This window comes from Sphaerisporangium album (genome assembly GCF_003323745.1).
Classification (GTDB): Bacteria; Actinomycetota; Actinomycetes; order Streptosporangiales; family Streptosporangiaceae; genus Sphaerisporangium; species Sphaerisporangium album.
In genome coordinates this window covers 78,366-95,170 of record NZ_QOIL01000014.1, presented here as the reverse complement: position 1 = coordinate 95,170, position 16,805 = coordinate 78,366, and the positions used below count along the sequence as shown (strand labels likewise).

Annotated in this window: 10 protein-coding genes; 6 read left to right on the top strand and 4 right to left on the bottom strand. The window is 74.3% G+C overall.

The annotated features are described in order from the left end of the window. Positions 1–27 precede the first annotated feature (27 nt). The 4 genes from DQ384_RS24135 to DQ384_RS24120 form a co-directional block, all read right to left on the bottom strand. Entirely contained in the window at positions 28–564 is a 537-nt protein-coding gene (locus DQ384_RS24135; protein WP_181871378.1) for a helix-turn-helix domain-containing protein, read from the bottom strand. 66 nt (positions 565–630) lie between these two features. Beyond that, positions 631–1,128: an NUDIX domain-containing protein gene (locus tag DQ384_RS24130; RefSeq protein ID WP_181871377.1), complete on the bottom strand. Its 498-nt coding sequence runs from the start codon at positions 1,126–1,128 to the stop codon at positions 631–633. 66 nt (positions 1,129–1,194) lie between these two features. Continuing rightward, positions 1,195–4,191 (bottom strand): bifunctional [glutamine synthetase] adenylyltransferase/[glutamine synthetase]-adenylyl-L-tyrosine phosphorylase, encoded by a 2,997-nt coding sequence (locus tag DQ384_RS24125; RefSeq protein WP_114031137.1) that lies wholly within the window; start codon positions 4,189–4,191, stop codon positions 1,195–1,197. Between the two features lie 64 nt (positions 4,192–4,255). After that, complete coding sequence (locus DQ384_RS24120) at positions 4,256–5,008, bottom strand: type 1 glutamine amidotransferase (RefSeq protein WP_114031136.1); 753 nt, start codon at positions 5,006–5,008, stop codon at positions 4,256–4,258. A gap of 447 nt (positions 5,009–5,455) precedes the next feature. On the opposite strand from DQ384_RS24120, the gene DQ384_RS24115 reads away from it, so the two are divergent. The 6 genes from DQ384_RS24115 to DQ384_RS24095 are packed head-to-tail and all read left to right on the top strand — an operon-like array spanning position 5,456 to position 16,748. Continuing rightward, positions 5,456–6,385 (top strand): nucleotide exchange factor GrpE, encoded by a 930-nt coding sequence (locus tag DQ384_RS24115; protein WP_114031135.1) that lies wholly within the window; start codon positions 5,456–5,458, stop codon positions 6,383–6,385. 3 nt (positions 6,386–6,388) lie between these two features. Then, positions 6,389–7,972 (top strand): Hsp70 family protein, encoded by a 1,584-nt coding sequence (locus tag DQ384_RS24110; RefSeq protein WP_114031134.1) that lies wholly within the window; start codon positions 6,389–6,391, stop codon positions 7,970–7,972. Between the two features lie 10 nt (positions 7,973–7,982). After that, entirely contained in the window at positions 7,983–10,568 is a 2,586-nt protein-coding gene (locus tag DQ384_RS24105; protein WP_114031133.1) for a SaeA-related protein, read from the top strand. A gap of 4 nt (positions 10,569–10,572) precedes the next feature. Continuing rightward, complete coding sequence (locus tag DQ384_RS24100; RefSeq protein ID WP_114031132.1) at positions 10,573–11,745, top strand: TRAFAC clade GTPase domain-containing protein; 1,173 nt, start codon at positions 10,573–10,575, stop codon at positions 11,743–11,745. Between the two features lie 60 nt (positions 11,746–11,805). After that, positions 11,806–14,862 (top strand): GAP1-N2 domain-containing protein, encoded by a 3,057-nt coding sequence (locus DQ384_RS41475; protein ID WP_181871376.1) that lies wholly within the window; start codon positions 11,806–11,808, stop codon positions 14,860–14,862. Continuing rightward, on the top strand, positions 14,862–16,748 hold the full coding sequence (locus DQ384_RS24095) for a TRAFAC clade GTPase domain-containing protein (protein ID WP_181871375.1): 1,887 nt from the start codon (positions 14,862–14,864) through the stop codon (positions 16,746–16,748). Before DQ384_RS41475 ends, DQ384_RS24095 begins: the two co-directional genes overlap by 1 nt. Positions 16,749–16,805: the final 57 nt, after the last annotated feature.

The window sequence follows — 16,805 nt, the reverse complement described above, 5'->3', positions numbered from 1 at the left end:
AGAACACCGCCGCGCCCCGAACGATGCTCATGGCCGAGCCTCCGGCTCGGCGGTTCGCGGCGCCTTAGAGACGGCGCCCCGAACGGGGTCAGGACTGCTTGCCGGAGGGGGGTCGAGAACGTCCTTGGAGGGCGTCGTGCCGCCGGGCGAGTCCGGGGGGAGGCCCTCCAGCGTGCGGAGGTGGGCGATCATGGCGGCGATGTTCTCGATGCTGGAGTGGGACAGGCCCGCGGCGCGCATGGCGATCCTGCGGACGCCCGCGTCGCGCATGGCGGGCAGCAGTTCGAGCCGGACGTTGGCCTGCTCGGCGTAGGCGTCGTCGAAGAAGTAGGCCGGTTCGACCCCGAAGAAGTCCGCGATGGCCACCAGATGGCTCACCGACAGGTCGTCGGTCCTGCCGGTGCGCAGCTTCCACAGCGTGGTGTGGGAGACCGGAGTGCCGCGCCGGGTGATCTCTCGGGCCGCCTGCTCGTAGCTGTACGTGGTGCCGTCGGGCTGGCGCACGGTGCGGAACAAGTGGTCGAGTTGCTCCGCCAGAGGACGTCTATATCGTTTGTCGGCCATGGCTACTCCGAGAGGACCATATCAAGCAGCGGATACACCGGCCATCGCCCGCCCGCGGCGGGCGGGTCAGGCGACCGGGGTCCAGGTCTCGCGGGTGGCCCGCCACCAGGCGAAGCAGTCGGGCAGCACCACCGGCAGCCAGGACGGCGACGCCAGCGCCGCCGCCTCCGGCTCGGTGACCCAGCGGATCTCGGAGATCTCGACCCCGTCGGGCACCGCCGTGCCGCCCTCGGCCGTGCAGCCGTAGATGGTGATGACGTGCGCCACCCGGTCGCCGTTGGGGTAGGTCGTGCGGAACCGGGGGCCTCCGTAGGCGCCGATCAGGCCGCGGACGGTGACGTCCAGGCCGACCTCCTCCCGCGTCTCGCGGACCACCGCGTCCAGCGGCGCCTCGTCGGGCTCGACGATGCCGCCGGGCGCCGACCACACGTCGTCCTGCTCGCTGTGCCGCGCCAGGAGCAGGCGCCCCTGCTCGTCGAAGATGAAGGCGTTGACCGAGGGCAGGAGCAGCAGGGCGGTCCCCACCTGGCTGCGCAGACCCGCGAGGTACTCCGAAATGGGCACGAACCGTCTCCTGCCGCTTCGCCGACTCGACCCCACAAAGGTACCGAGTCGGTCAAGGCGCGGAGGTCACGCGACGCCGTAGAACACGCGCTCGGACACGAGCCTGGCGCGGCGGGTCGTCCTGCGGTAGTCCTCCACGAAGTCCTCCGAGCCGTCCGGCGGGTACCCGAGCGCGCGGGCGATGAGCATGCGCTCGCGCACGTCGGCGGGGATGCTGTCGCCGGCGCGGCCGCGCACGAGCATGATGGCGTCGCGCACCTGCGAGGCGAACCGCCACGCCTCGGCCAGCACCTCCTCGTCGGAGGCGGACAATAGCCCGGCCCCGACCGCGGCGCGCAGGGCGTCCAGCGTGCGCGTGGTGCGCAGCTCGGGCACCGCGTGGGCGTGGCCGAGCTGGATCAGCTGCGCCGGCCACTCGACGTCGGCCAGCCCGCCCCTGCCGAGCTTGGTGTGCATCAGCGGGTCGGCGCCCCTCGGCAGCCGCTCGGCCTCCATGCGCGCCTTCAGCCGCCGGATCTCGCGCACGGCGGCCTCGCCGATGCCGTCGGGCGGGTAGCGCAGCGGCGCGATGAGGTCCATGAACGCGGCGCCCAGCTCGGCGTCGCCCGCCGAGTAGCGGGCGCGCAGCAGGGCCTGCGACTCCCACGGCGAGGACCACCGCCGGTAGTACGCCGCGTAGGACGACAGCGAGCGAACGAGCGGGCCCTGGCGGCCCTCGGGGCGCAGGTCGGGGTCGATCAGCAGCGGCGGGTCGGGGGCGGGCCGCGCCAGGAGGCGGCGCAGCTCGTTGGCGACCGCGTACGCGGCGTCGGTGGCCTCTTTCTCGTCGGAGCCCTCGACCGGCGCGTGCACGAACATCACGTCGGCGTCGCTGCCGTAGGAGCACTCGTACCCGCCGAGCCGTCCCATGGCGATGACGGTGAAGCGGGTGGGCAGCGGGCCGCCCCGCTGCCCCGAGACCTTGTGGACGGCCGCGTCCAGGGCGGCCTGGATGCTGACGTCGTTGAGCTCCGACAGCGCCTGGCCGACCTCTTCGATGTCGATGCGGCCGACCAGCCCGGCGACGGCCGTGCGCAGCAGCTCGCGCCTGCGCAGCGCGCGGACGGCGTCGACGGCCTTCTCGGCGTCCTCGGCGTGGCGCTGCACGCACGCGGCCAGCTCGCCCGCCAGCGCCTCCTTGGGACGCGCCGCCAGCTCGGCCTCCGAGCCGAGCATGGCCACCGCGTCGGGGGCGTGCAGCAGCAGCCCGGTGGCGTACCGGCTGGTGCCGAGCAGGCGGGCCATGCGCTCGGCGGCGGCGGTCTCGTCGCGCAGCAGCCGCAGGTACCACGGGGTCGCGCCGAGCTTGTCGCTGACCTGGCGGAACCCGAGCAGCCCGGAGTCGGGGTCGGGGGCGTCGGCGAACCAGCCGAGCATGACGGGCAGCAGTGTGCGCTGGATGGCCGCCCTGCGCGAGACCCCACTGGTCAGCGCGGCGATGTGCCGCAGCGCGCCCTCCGGGTCGGTGTACCCCAGGGCGGACAGGCGCGCGGACGCGGCGGCGGCCGACAGCCGCGCCTCGTCTCCGGGGAGCCGGGCGACGGCCTGGAGCAGGGGCCGGTAGAACAGCTTCTCGTGCAGCCGCCTGGCCTCCATGGCGTGCCGCTTCCAGCGGGTGGTGAACTCCCCCACCGGGTCGGCCATCATGCCGAGGCCGCGCCCGATGCGCCGCAGATCGGTCACGTTCTGGGGGACGACGTGCGTGCGGCGCAGGCGGTGCAGTTGCAGCAGGTGCTCGACCTGGCGCAGGAAGGTGTACGCCTCGGCGAGTGCCTTGGCGTCGTCCCTGCCGACGTAGCCGCCCCGGGAGAGCGCGTTCAGCGCGGGCAGCGTGGCACGGCGGCGCAGCAGCCCGTCGGAGCGGCCGTGCACGAGCTGCAGGAGCTGGACGGCGAACTCGATGTCGCGCAACCCGCCGGGGCCCAGCTTGATCTGCCGGTCGGCCTCGCTGGCGCGGACGTTGGCCTCGACCTTGCGGCGCATCGCCTGGACGTCCTCGACGAAGTGGTCGCGCGCGGCGGCGTGCCACACCATCTCGTTGACCCCGGCGACGTACTCCTCACCCAGGCCGATGTCCCCGGCGACGGCGCGGGCCTTGAGCAGCGCCTGGAACTCCCAGGTCTTGGCCCACCTGCGGTAGTAGGTCAGGTGGCTGGCCAGCGTGCGCACCAGGGGCCCGGCCTTGCCCTCGGGGCGCAGGGCGGCGTCGACCTCCCACAGCGAGCCCTCGGGGGTGCTGGTCGAGCAGGCGCGCATCATGCCCTGGGCGAGCCGCGTCGCCGCCTGGAGCGCCTTGGTCTCGTCCACGCCCTCGCGGGGCTCGGCGACGAAGATGACGTCGACGTCGCTGATGTAGTTGAGCTCGCGGGCGCCGCACTTGCCCATGCCGATCACCGCGAGCCGCGCGTCGGCGGCCTCGGGGACCTCGGCCCTGGCGATGGCCAGCGCGGCCTCCAGGGCGGCGCCGGCGAGATCGGACAGCTCGGCGGTGACCTGCGCCAGGGACACCGCGCCCGTCGCGTCGCGCGCGGCGAGCTGCAACAGTCTGCCGCGGTAGGCGACGCGCAGCGCGGACATCGCGGGCACGGGGTCGTCGCCGCCCGGGGCTACCGGCTCCGGCTCGGCGGGATCGGCGCCGACGGCCTCCAGCAGCTCGGCGCGCATCTCACGCGCGGGCATGCGCTGCACTGCGGCCTCGCCTTCGAGCAGCTTCCAGTGGCCGGGGTGGCGGACGACGTGCTCACCGAGGGCCGCCGACAGGCCGAGGACGCTGACGAGCCTGCCCCGCAGGCCGGGGTCGGCGCGCATCGCGCCGAGCACGCTCGGGTCGCGCTCGGCCAGCCGGTTGAGCGAGGTGAGCGCGAGGTCGGGATCCGCGGCGCCGACCAGGGCGGCGAGCAGGTCGAGGTCGCCGACGGCCTCTGGGCCCAGCCCGTCCAGCAGCCGCTCGGCCTGGGCACCGTCCGCGAAGCCAAGCCGGGCGAGACGCCCGGCCGTCGTCTGTATGCGTGACTCGGCGTTCACAAACCCCAACGTAGCCGCTCACTCACGATCGCGTCGTTAGTGGTTCCGCAACGTAATCGCGTGGTCACGGAGAAAAGACAGGGGTGTGGCGCGGCGGAGACTGGGGTGTGCGCGTGACGACGGCGGCGAAGGCCTCGGCGAGCGGGCGCCAGGTGGCGCGCAGCTCGGCGTCCGCGGCGGTCACGACGGCGTCCAGGCGCGCCGCGTCGTACCCGGCGGCGGCCAGCTCGCCGGCGTTGGGGGCCGTCCACGAGCGGAAGACGGCGGGGGACGCCTCGGGGTGGAACTGCACGGCCCACGCCCGCTCGCCGAGGCGGTACGCCTGGTTGGGGTAGGGGTCGCCCGTCACCAGGGGAACCGCGCCGTCCGGGAGCACGGTCATGGCGTCCTGGTGGTACTGCACGGCCATCGGGGCGGCGGGCAGGGCGGCCAGCAGGTGGTCGCCGGCGGCGGCGGGCAGCGGCGCGACCGGGCGCAGGCCGACCTCCAGCCCCGCGGCTCCGCGCTCGACCCGGCCGCCGCAGGCCAGCGTCATGAGCTGGGCGCCGAGGCAGATGCCGAGGGTGGGCAGGGAGGTGTCCACCGCGTGCCTGATCAGCGCGCGGGTGGCGGGCAGCCAGGGGTAGCCCGCGTCGTCCCACGCCGACGCGGCGCCGCCGAGCACGAGCAGGCCGTGCGCGGACACCTCGGCGGGCACCTTCTCGCCGAGGTACGGGCGGACGAGCTCGGGGGTCGTCCCGGCGGCGGTGAGCCATTCCTCGAAGAAGCCCAGGCCCGCCTCGGCCTCGTGCTCGATGATCAGTACCCGATATGTCATGACTCAATTATGGGTGTCGCAATTGAGATGCGTCAGGGGGCGAAGCACGGACGCGTCCGGGGCGGCGCGGAAGGCCGCCGGGCGAGCCGCCGCCCGGCCCTCGCGAGGTCGCCCGAGGCCCCCGGCGGCTCCGGGGACGGGTGGGCGTGCGGGACGAAGGCGTGCTTTTGGCATTATCGCGAGGTTTCGCGTGCTATTCCCGGTAAACGGGGAATTTGCGTTGCATGGGGCCGCTGTGATTCCCGTCTCTTCGCCCAAAGACCGGGTGCGGAGAGGCCGGTGACCGATATACGTACTCGCCAGGGGTCTCCGAAGGGCGTTCGCCAGAGTGCCAACAACCACGACAAACGACTCATTGGCGGACACGCGAATGCCTACCAGGCGGAGGCATTGATGGCTAGAGTAACTGCCGTCAGGAATTCCTGTATTTCCTCTACAAGGAGATAGATGGCGCCTCCCCCAGAGCCGCACGTGTCCCCCGAGACGGCGCCTTCTCCCACGTCAGGCGACGACCGCCCCACCGCCCCCGGCCCCGCCGAGAAGGGCGGGGACGCGGAGGGCAAGGAGCCGGCGCGGCAGATCGAGGAGCTCGCCCGGCAGCTCGCCGCGCTCACCGAGACGATGCGGCGCGAGCACGAGCGGGCGGCCCACAGGGAGCAGGTCATCGACCGGCTGCACGCCGAGAACCAGCAGCTGCGGCACGGCATCGTCCAGGAGGTGCTGGCCCCGGTCAGGACCGCCCTCTACCGGCTCCACGACACGGTGACCCGCGTGGCGGCCCGGTGGGCGTCCGACGACCCGCCCTCCGCCGAGCTGGCGGGCCCGCTGCTCGCGGCGATGGCCGACGAGGTCGCCGAGGTGCTCGGCCGCACCGGCGCCGAGCGGGTGAGCGTCCGTCCCGGCGACCCCTACGACGCGGCCCTGCACCGCCCCACGGGCACGAGCCCGGTGGACGCGGGCGCGGACGGCACGGTCGTGGAGGTGCTGGCCGACGGCTTCGTGGCGGGCGACCGCGTGCTGCGCAAGGCCTCCGTGATCGTCGGCCGGGCCGACTCCGAGGCGAAGCCGGACGCCGCGAAGGACGATGCGGAACAGGTCGTTCAGGACGACGCCGACGGGGTGGACGGCTCCGATGATCGCGGAGGTCCGGAAAGCCGGAAGAATGGCGGTCCGGACGGCTCGGGCGGGGAAGATCAGACGGCGCGCGGCGAGGACCGCGACGGCGACACGGACGGCGACACGGACGGCGGAGAGCTGGGCGGCTCGGAGACCGGCGAGGAACCCACCGGACCCGGCGCCGAATCCGGCACAGAACCCGGCACAGGACCCGGCACGGAACCCGGCACGCAACGCGGTAAGGAAAGGGAGAGCGAGTAGGCGATGGCTGTTTACGGGATCGACCTGGGCACGACGTACTCCTGCATCGCCTACGTCGACGACGTCGGACGCCCGACGGTGCTGCGCAACCTGGAGGGCACCGACACCACCCCATCGGTCGTGTTCTTCGAGTCCCCCGACAACGTCGTGGTGGGCGCCACGGCCAAGGACAGCGCCGTCCTCGAACCCGACCTGGTGGTCAGCCGCATCAAGCGCGACATGGGCCAGGAGGTCCCCCGCGTCCGCCACGACCGCCCGTACACCCCCGAGGAGATCTCGGCGTTCATCCTGCGCAAGCTCGCCGACGACGCCAGGACCGCGACCGGCGAGACCGTCGAGGACGTCGTCGTCACCGTCCCCGCCTACTTCGGCGCGGCCGAGCGCGACGCCACCAGGAAGGCCGGGCACATCGCCGGGCTCAACGTCATCGACATCCTGTCCGAGCCCATCGCGGCGGCGATCACCTACGGCGTGCTCAACCCCGACGAGGACCACACGATCCTGGTCTACGACCTCGGCGGCGGCACCTTCGACACCACGGTGATCAGGCTTCAGGACGGCGACATCGAGGTGGTCTGCACCGACGGCGACCACGAGCTCGGCGGCGCCGACTGGGACGACCGGCTCGTCGAGCACCTGGCCGAGCGCTTCCAGGCCGAGCACCCGGGCGCCGGGGACCCGCTGCTCGACAAGCAGTCCGAGCAGCAGCTGCGCCGGGACGCCGAGGAGCTGAAGAAGACGCTGTCCACGCGCACCCAGCACGTCGTGCGGGTCGTGCACGACGGCAGGGTCGCCACCGTCGAGGTGACCCGCGAGGGCCTGATCGACCTGACCCGCGACCTGCTCGACCGCACGATCGAGATCACCCGCAGGACGATCGACACGGCCGCGGCCAAGGGCGTGCGCTCCTACGACCACCTGGTGCTGGTGGGCGGCTCCACCAAGATGCCGGCGGTCGCCGAGACCCTGCAGAAGGAGTTCTCGCTGGTCCCCCGCCTGCAGGACCCTGACCTGGCCGTCGCCAAGGGCGCCGCGCTGTACGCGTTCGAGGAGACCTACCGGCGGCTGCTGGTCGCCGGCCGGCGCGAGCAGGCCGAGGACATGGCCGCGCGGGCGGGCCTGTCGCCCGACCAGCAGGAGCGGATCGCGGGCCGCACGATCAAGACGGTCGCCTCCCGCGCGTTCGGCATCGTCGTCACCGACAAGGAGACGCGCCGCCGCGGCGTGGCCCATCTCGTGCACGCCAACGACCCGCTGCCCGCCGCCGTCACGCAGGACTTCTACACCATCGACGACAACCAGACCGGCGTGGACATCGAGGTGATGGAGCAGGCCGGCGCTGTGGAGTCGGAGTCCCCCGAGGACAACGGCCTGATCGCCGAGGGCGTCCTGACCATCCCGCCGGGTAAGCCGGCGGGCCTGCCGATCGAGGTGACCTTCGCCCTGGACGCCTCCGGGCTGCTCCAGGTGACCGCCCGGGAGCGCGAGACCGGCGAGGAGCTGGAGCTGCGCATCCAGATCGGCGGCATGTCCGAGGAGGACGTCGCCGAGTCACGGGCCGCCCTTTCCCGCGTCCAGGTCAGCTAGCCGGGACGCTATGGCCTTCGACGAGCGGCGGTACACCCGCGAGGTGCTGGAGCCCGCGCGTGAGGCGGGCGGGCTCCCGCCCGAGGACCTGCGGATCCGCTACCAGCTACACGAGGCGATGACCTCGGCCGACGTGACGGCCACGGTCAAGCAGGTGCGCCAGTGCTGGCGGCGGGCGCGCGGCATGCTGAAGTACAAGCGCCTGGCCGACCGGCTGGAGGCCGACCACGCGCGGTTCGCGCCGATCTTCACCGCGGCCGCCGAGGGCGATCTGCAGCCGCTGCGCGACGCCCTCGGCGAGTCCGAACGCAGGGCCGAGCGCAGGCTCAGCGACGCCGGGTCCCGGCTGGAGGACGCCGCGGGCCCGCTGCGCATGCTCACCCCCGCGCTGCTGGCGACGATCGCCCGCTCCAGCGGCGTCGGCCAGGAGGAGGCCGAGCGGCTGGCGGCCCGGCGTTCGATCGAGGTCCGCGAGCCCGACGCGCTGCCCGAGGCCGCCCCGTACTCCGGCTACGGCAGGGCCCGCGAGGCGCTGGACACGCTCGGGCTGAGCCACCTCGGCCGGTTCCTCTACGGCGACCGGTGCGCGGACATGCGGGTGCTGGACGGCTTCGCGGTGCCCGGCGCGCCTTCCGTCGAGGACGCGCTGGCGGAGGCCGAGCGGTACTGGGCGGCGCGCACCCGGGGGCCGTGGACGGTCGGCGCGGACACGGTGATCGCGGCGCTGCGCAACTCGCCGGACCCTGGGCTGCTGATCCGGTACGACATCGTGGCCCGCCTGCGCGAGCGCGTGCCCGAACACCCGTACGACGACTCGCTGCTGCGGCACGCCACCACCGAGCTGGACCTGGCCGCCGGCGACGCGCGCAGGCTGATCTTCGCGGTGCGCGGGGAGGGCGGCGTGGCGACCGGCCCGGCGGCGCGGCTGCGCGAGCTGGTCGACGCCGGGGAGATCCACGCGGCGGCCGACTTCGCCGAGGCTCTGGACGCCGGCGCGCTCACGGGCGACGCCGCCGAGCTCGCCACCGAGGTCAGGGCCCGGCTGGCGAGCGCCGTCCGGCTCAGGGACCGCGCCCGCGCCGCCCTGGACCCCGACGACGCGTGGATCGCGCTGCGCGACGCCCTCCAGCGGGTGCCCGACCTGCCGGGGGCGAGCGAGCTGCTGCTGCGGCTGGCCCCGCATCCGGCGCGGGCGGTGCGCGCGAGCGTCCAGGGCGAGGGCGTCGGCCTGGTGTGGCAGCCGTCGCCGTCCAGGGCCGGGCGCGTCGTCTACGACGTCCTCAGGAACGGCACGCCGCTGACCACCACGGACCGGCCCTCTGCCCGTGACGAGCGGCCGCCGGTGAACGTGCCGATCGTCTACGCGGTCGTGGCCCGCCGCGAGGAGGCCGTCGCGATGCCCGCGGTGGCGGCGGCGCTGATCGTCCGGCCCGAGCCCGGCGAGGTGAGGTTCGGCAGCGGCGACGGCGTGGTCTCGGGCACCTGGACGCTGCCCGCCGAGGCGGCGCGCGTGCGCGTCACCCGCGACGGGCAGGTGGTGGCGGCCGGGGACACCGGATTCCGCGACCGCGACGTCGTCAACGGCACGAGCTACACGTACGTGGTCTCGGCGGTCTACCCGGGGCAGGACGGCGAGGCCGTGACCCCGGGCGTGCGGCGCGCGGTCACCCCGCATGGACGTCCCCAGCCCGTCACCGGTTTCACGCTGCGCGCCGACCCGGCCGCCCCCGGCACGTTCCTGGTGCGCTACGAGGAGCCGCCGGAGGGCGCGGTCGAGTTCGTCGCCCTCGACGTGCCTCCGCCGTGGCCCGTGGGCACCACCCTTTCCCTGGCCGAGCTGCGCGCGGCCGGGCGGGCGATCCCGGCGTTCGCCACCCGCGACGGTCAGGCCATCCGGCCGGGCGCCGGGCGGGAGGTGCTGGTCGCGGTCACCGTGGCGGGCGAGATGGCGACGATCGGCGGCCACGTCGACCACATCAACCTCGCACCGCCGACCGGCCTCACCGCCCAGCGCCGTGGCGGCGCCGTCCTCGTCGGGTTCGAGTGGCCTCAGGACGTCACCGAGGTCGAGGTGCGCAGGAACGGGCACCCCGCGATCGTCACCTCGGCCGCCTACCGGGCGCGGGGCGGGGTGCGGTACGAGGTCCCCGAGAGCGAGGCGGTCGCCATCGAGGTGGCGGCCACGTCCGTCGTGGACGGCAGGCGCGTGCGCGGGCCCGCGGCGCGGCTCGCCCTGCCCGGCCACATCCCGGTGCGCTACGACCTGTCGTACAAGGGGCCGAGCTGGAAGCGCTCGGTGGTGGTCGAGGTCACCGCCGACCGGCCGGTGACGCTGCGCCGCCTCGCCCTGGTGCTCAAGCCCGGCCACATCCAGCCGAGGACCGCCGACGACGGCCTCGTCCTCGACCACTGGACCGACCTGGAGGTCCCGGCGCGCCTCACCGTCCCCGCGCCCCGGCAGGCCAAACCGTACTGGCTGCGCTGCTTCGCCGAAGGGGACGGCGGAACGGTCGCCGAGGACGCCTCCGAGGCGGTCGGCGGGCGCGGCGGCGTGGCCCTGATCGACCCGCCGGTGCGGCGGCTGAAGATGGAGTGACTGCGTGGTCATCACCTGCCCGTTCTGCTTCGCCCGGCTGGACCGCGACCGCATCGCGTTCCGGTGCGCGGGTAGAGCCGGGCGCGGCGGCGGGTGTGAGGCGCGGCTGGACGAGACGCTGGCCGAGTACCTCGGCTCCTCCGCCGCCGCCTACCTGCCCCCCGTGTTCTCGGTGCGCCGGCCCGGCCGCCGCGCCGACTGCCCGACCTGCCATCGCTCCACCGGGTGGCGGGTGTGCCCGGAGTGCCACAGCCGGCTGCCCGCCGAGTACTGCGCGAACCCGGGCAGGATCGTCGCGCTGGTCGGCGCCAAGGGGTCGGGCAAGAGCACGTACATCGCCGTGCTGCTGCACGAGCTGACCAACCGGATCGGGGCCGAGCTGGACGCCTCGCTGGTCGCCTGCGACGACCGTACGATCGCCCGCTACAAGCAGGACTTCGCCCGCCCGCTCTACGGCGAGCAGCGCCTGCTCAGCACCACGCGCCCGGCCGCCACCGAACCGCGCGACCCGCTGGTGTACCTGCTGACCCGCACGGTGCCGGGCCGCCTGCGGACCAGGACCGTGTCGCTCACGCTGGTGTTCTTCGACACCGCGGGCGAGGACCTGCGCAGCCGTGAGTCCACCGAGACCCACCTGCGCTACCTCAACGCCGCCGACGCGATCATCTTCCTGGTCGACCCGCTGGAGCTGCCCGGGGCCAAGGCCTCGCTGAGCGGCACGGCCCAGGCCAAGGGCGGCGTCAACGCGGGCGACCCCGACAGCGACCCGATCAACGTGATCAGCCGGGTGACCGAGCTGCTGCGCGACCGGGCCGGGTCGGGGCGGCTGAAGGTGCCGGTGGCGGTCGCGCTCAGCAAGATCGACGCGTTGCAGGAGAGCATGGACGCCCAGTCGGCGCTGCACCGCGCCCGCACCCCGTCCGGCACGCTGGACCTCGACGACCGGGAGGCCGTGCACGAGCAGGTGCGGGCGCTGATGGACGAGTGGCAGGCGGGCATGGTCGACCGCTACCTGCGTCAGCACTTCAACGACTTCGCCCTGTTCGGCCTCTCGGCCCTCGGCGGCGTCCCCGGTGACGACACGGTGGGCCCCGGCGGCGTCCGCCCGTACCGCGTGGAGGACCCACTGCTGTGGCTTCTGTACCGCTTCGGCATGCTCACCGGAGTACGCGGATGACCCCCTGCCCCCTGAACCAAACGAGATTCTGTTCCTCCGGCGGCGGGTGGGTGTGACGAGGTGGCCTGGCAGTTGCACTACACGTCGGCCGAGGCCGGGCCCGCCGGGCGCGCGGGCTTCCAGTTCGTCGCGGAGTCGCCGGGGCTCCCGCACGGCGTCACCGGCAAGGTGGCCCGCCACCTCGCCTACAAGCCCCCGCCGACCGCGCCCCTCGCCCCCGCGCCCGAGCAGATCGCGCGGATGCCCGTCGCGCTGTCCTACGCACCCCTGGGCGAGCTGAGCGTCGTCACCCGCTGCGTCTACCTCGGCCGCGACTACTCCGGCCGGTACGGCAACTTCCTCGGGCACGCGGTCGTCGCCACCGCCGAGGAGCTGACGGGCCTGCGGCCGGTGGAGCTGTGGCGCTCGCCCCTGTGGCAGGACGTCCCCGCCTCCTCGGGCACGCCCCTCCCCGAGCTCGCCGACCTTCCCCCGGGCGAGGCGGTCGACCCCGACACGCTGGGCGCCTGGCTGGCCTCCGGCGGCGACGCCGCGTACGTCCGGCTCGGGGGCCTGCTGGAGAACGTCCGGCGCGCCCTCGCCGGGGGGCAGGGTCGCATCGTCCTGGTCTGCGCAGACGTAGAGGAGATCGTCCGCTGGATCGCGGTCGTCTCGTGCTCGCTGCCGTGGCCGGTCGCGGCGCGGCTCTCGTTCGTGACCTACAGCGCCGACCCCGCCGGCGCGCCCCACATCATCGTGGGCACGACGCCCGACGTCTGGATGCCCACCGACGTGGAAGCCGCCGTCGTCCGCCTGGACGCCCCCGCCGACGCCGGCGCCAGGGCCCCCGCCGGCGCCACTGTCCCGGCCGATCCCAGGGCCCCCGCCGACGCCAATGCCCGCACCGGCTCCACGGTCTCCGCCGACGCGACGGTCAAGCCCGGCCGCTTCGCCCGCACGGTCACCGACTGCTGGCGCCGCATGGACCTGGACGGCATCGACGCCATCGGCGAACTGGGCGCGCCGCCGGGATCGGACACGTTCGACGCGGCAGCCGTGGGCGGGGACGCGGCGGCGGGGTGGGGGGCGTTCGACCCTGACACGAGCGCGGCGCTGCTGGCCTTCTGCCGGGGCGACACGAGCGTGACCGACGCCGAGCAGTCGGCCATCGCCCGCGCCCTCTCCAAGGACCTCCCCGACTGGCTGTGGGACGACCTCGCGCGCGCCGCCGGCCGCATGGGCTTCGAGCTGGCCTCGGCCGTCCGCGCCCACGCCCCTGAGGAGACGGCCGAGCTGTGCGCGCTGCGATGCGCCGTCCTTGCCCTGACCGACCCCGCCCTGCCCGCGCCCTCCCCCGCGTCGCGCCCAGAGACCCGGGGGGCGCTGGCCGCCGAGACCGCCCGCGCGCTCGCCGCCGCCCGCGACCTGGAGGAGCTGGGCCACGCGGCGCGGACCGCGTACGCCGTGGGAGCGCCCATCGACGCGGCCGGGCTCGAACGTACGGCCGCCGCGCTGGCCCGCGACGGCCGGGGCGACCTGGCCCGGCTGCTGGAACGCCTTCCGGCGGGCCTGCGTGACACCGTGCTGTCGGGCGCGGTGGCCGGGCTGGAGCACTCGTCCGCGGGGGTCCGTGACCAGATGCTCGTGGACGCGGTCTGCGAGCGATTATGGCGCCACGACCTGACGCACGCGCCGCGCACGGGCACGGCGGTGATCCTTTCCCTCGTCCGCCGCGAGCGCCTGACGCGCGTCCAGGCCACCGAGGAACTCCTCCGCCTCGCCCCCTACGCGACAGCCTCCGTCCCGGACCCGACGGGCACCGAGATAAGCGATATATCCGGCACACAGGTGGGTCCCGAGGAACCAGAGGACATCCCGGCCAAAGATACGACGGGCGGCTGCGACGAGCGGACGACGGACCTCGCGGGCCCGGCATCGTGGGACCACCCGGCCCCGGCAACCAGGGGCCACGCGGCCCCGGGAACGGTGGCCACCACAGACCCGCGCACAGGCGGCACGGCCCCGGGGTCCTGGGACGGCCCGGATCCGGGAAGAGCGGTCACCTCCATCTCAGTCCCGGCCGGCACAGCCCCGGGAGCTTGGAGCGCCCCGGACGCGGGAACGCCCGACACCTCCGCCCCCGGACCAGACGCAGACCCAGGGAACCGGGGCATTACAGGTCAGACCACAACGGCGGGAACGTCAGGCTCGGCACCTGCGAACTCGGGTCCGCGCGAGGCGGGCGCGTCCGGCTCGGGAGCGGGGAACTCGGGTCCGCGCGAGGCGGGCGCGTCCGGCTCAGCCTCGGGCAACTCGGGTCCGCGCGAAGCGGGGACGTCCGGCTCAGCCTCGGGCGACTCGGGTTCGGGCGAGGCGGGCGCGTCCGGATCTGTGGCTGGGCACTCGGTTTCATGGGTGACCGGTGAGGTCGGATCGCAGAGAGCCGTTGAGTGGGATGCCGGGTTGGTGGAGCTTTGGGAACAGGCGCCGGGGCCTGGGGAGTGCGCGGTGCTGGTCGAGCGGCTCGGGGCGGCGCTCAGCGACTCCTCCGCGCTGAGCGACCTCCCCGCGCGCGCGTTCCTCGCCGCCGGACTGGACGACCCCGAGGTCGTGCGGCTGGCCGGCCAGGTGCGGCACGCCGTCCCCGGATACCCGGCCAAGGACGCCGAGGTCGTCCTGCTGGCCGCCGGAGCGGGCGAGGCGGCGAGGCCCGCGGACGCGGCGGCCGTCCTCCAGCGGCTGGAGGAGCTCGCCCGCGAGGCGCACGAGGACCTGCCCGCCGCGGCCCGGGCCGTGGTGGCGCACGCCCTGGCCGAGCGGGACGCGAGATTCCGGGCCGAGGTTCTCACCCTGCTCCCCGGCGCACCGCGAGGCGCGCTGGCCCGCGCGTGGCTCGCGGCCCGGGGATCGCGCGACGAGGAGTTCGCACTTCTGGAGGTCGCCGTACGGCTCCACATGGCCGACGCGCCCGTGCCCGAGCTGGACTCCTGGGCACGCGCGCGCCTCGGCGGATGGTCGATCTCGGGATCGGCCGAGGCCCGCTTCAAGCGCGACCCAGAGCTCGTGGCCGGCCTGAAAGACCTCAAGGACGCGACCAAGGGACGGCGCGGGCGTCCGTGGAAGCGCGAGGACCGCTGATGCCCCTCGTGGTGATCTTCCTCGTCGCGCTGTGGGCCGCGTGCATGTACTTCGGGTTCCTCTACGTGTTCCCGATCGTGTGCGCGCTCACCGTCGTCGGCGCCACGCTGACGGGTGCGGCCCACTACCACCTGCGCGCCGGCCGCGTGCTGCTCCCGGCGACCGCGGGCGGGCTCTCCCCCGCGCTCCCCGCCACGGCGGGCGAGCGGCGCGACCCGGTCTTCCGCCACTACCTGTTCGGCCAGGCGGGCCCCGACTGGTGGCGGATCGTGAGCTTCGCCGTCCCGGCCCTCTGGGGAACCGTCAGAACGGTGGTCGGCACGCTCACCCGCTGGCTCATGAGCAACGTGCAGGGCTTCTTCCTGCTGCCCGTGTGGCTCGCGGTCGTCGTGGGCACCGGCGTCGCCCTGATCCCGCTCGCGGCGGCCGCCACGGCGGTGGCCGGCGCGTACGCCCTGGTCTGCGGGGCCGGGCTGCTGCTGTGGGCGGCGTCCGCGCTGCTCGTGCGCGGCGTGGAGGGCGTGTTCATGCTGGCCCGGCGCATCCTGCAGACGTGCCCGCACCCGCAGTGTTACGCCAGGTTCGCGCTGCCCGAGTACGCCTGCCCCACCTGCGGCGAGCGGCACCGGCGCCTCGTCCCGAACCGCGACGGGGCGTTCCGGCACGTGTGCCGGTGCGGCACCCGGCTGCCGACGGCCATCGTGCTCGGCCGCTTCCGGCTCCAGTCGTACTGCCCGGAGTGCGACCGCGCGCTGCCGCACCGCATCGGCCGCGCGCGGATCGAGCCGCTGCCGTTCGTCGGCGGCCCCGACGCGGGCAAGACGACGTTCATGGTGCTGGCCGTCAACGCCCTCAACGGGGTGGTGAAGGACGCACGGGGACGCGCCGGGTTCGTGGTGCGGGGCGACGAGGTGGCCTTCTCGCGGCTCCGCCGGGAGCTGCGGCTCGGCAAGGTGTCCAAGACGACCACGCAGGCGCCCTCGGCGACCATGGTGGACATCACGCTGCCCGGCGCCAAGCCCCGCAGCGGCAACCGCATCCTGTACCTGTTCGACCCCTCCGGCGAGGGTTTCACCGGGGCCGCGCAGGTCGAGGCGATGAGCTACCTCACCCACGGCGAGGCGATGCTCATCGTCGTGGACCCGTTCGCCCTCCCGGACGTGCAGCGGAGCCTGTCGGACGCCGAGCGCAAGGTCCTCAAGGACGCCGGGGTCGTCCTGTCGCCGGAGGACCCGTCCGACACCTTCCAGCGGGTGCGCAACGAGCTGGCAGCGCGGGCGGACGGCGGACGGCAGAAGCGGGTCGCCGTGGTCGTGACCAAGGCCGACCTGCTGCGCCGCACCGCCATCGGGCGCGACGCGGCCGAGCTGCCCGGCTGGTTCGACGGGGTCGGGCTCGGCAACATGGTCAGGGAGCTGGCGCGGACGGCGGGCGAGGTGCGTTACCTGGCGTCCGGTCTGCCCGCGGACACCGCCGCGATCGGCCGCCTGGTCGCCTGGCTGACCGGCCTGCCGGTGACCGAACGCCCGGCGGCGGCCAACGGCACCGCGCTCCGAGCTGTGGACGCGGACGGCTTCGGATCGGTGGACGGGGACGCGCCCGGACCGGTGGGCGCGGACAGGCCAGAAGCCGTGGACGCGGACGCCTCCGGCGACACGGGAGGCGACAACACGGGGGGCGGGCACCCGGCGGACAAGGAAGAGCTCACCATGACGGACCTGCGGCGGCCGTGGTCTCCCGGCAAGCGGTCCCCGGGCGTGGCGCCGCTGAGCTACCGCCTGTTCCGCTGGACCCTCTTCGCCGCCTCACTGTTCCTGTGCGCGGCCACGCTGACGCTGCTCGTCATCCGCGCGTGGGCCATCCTCAGCGGCGTGACGGTGTACTGACCGGCACCTGAGATGTGACCGAATATGAGCACGCTTCCAGGAACGTCACCAGATCGC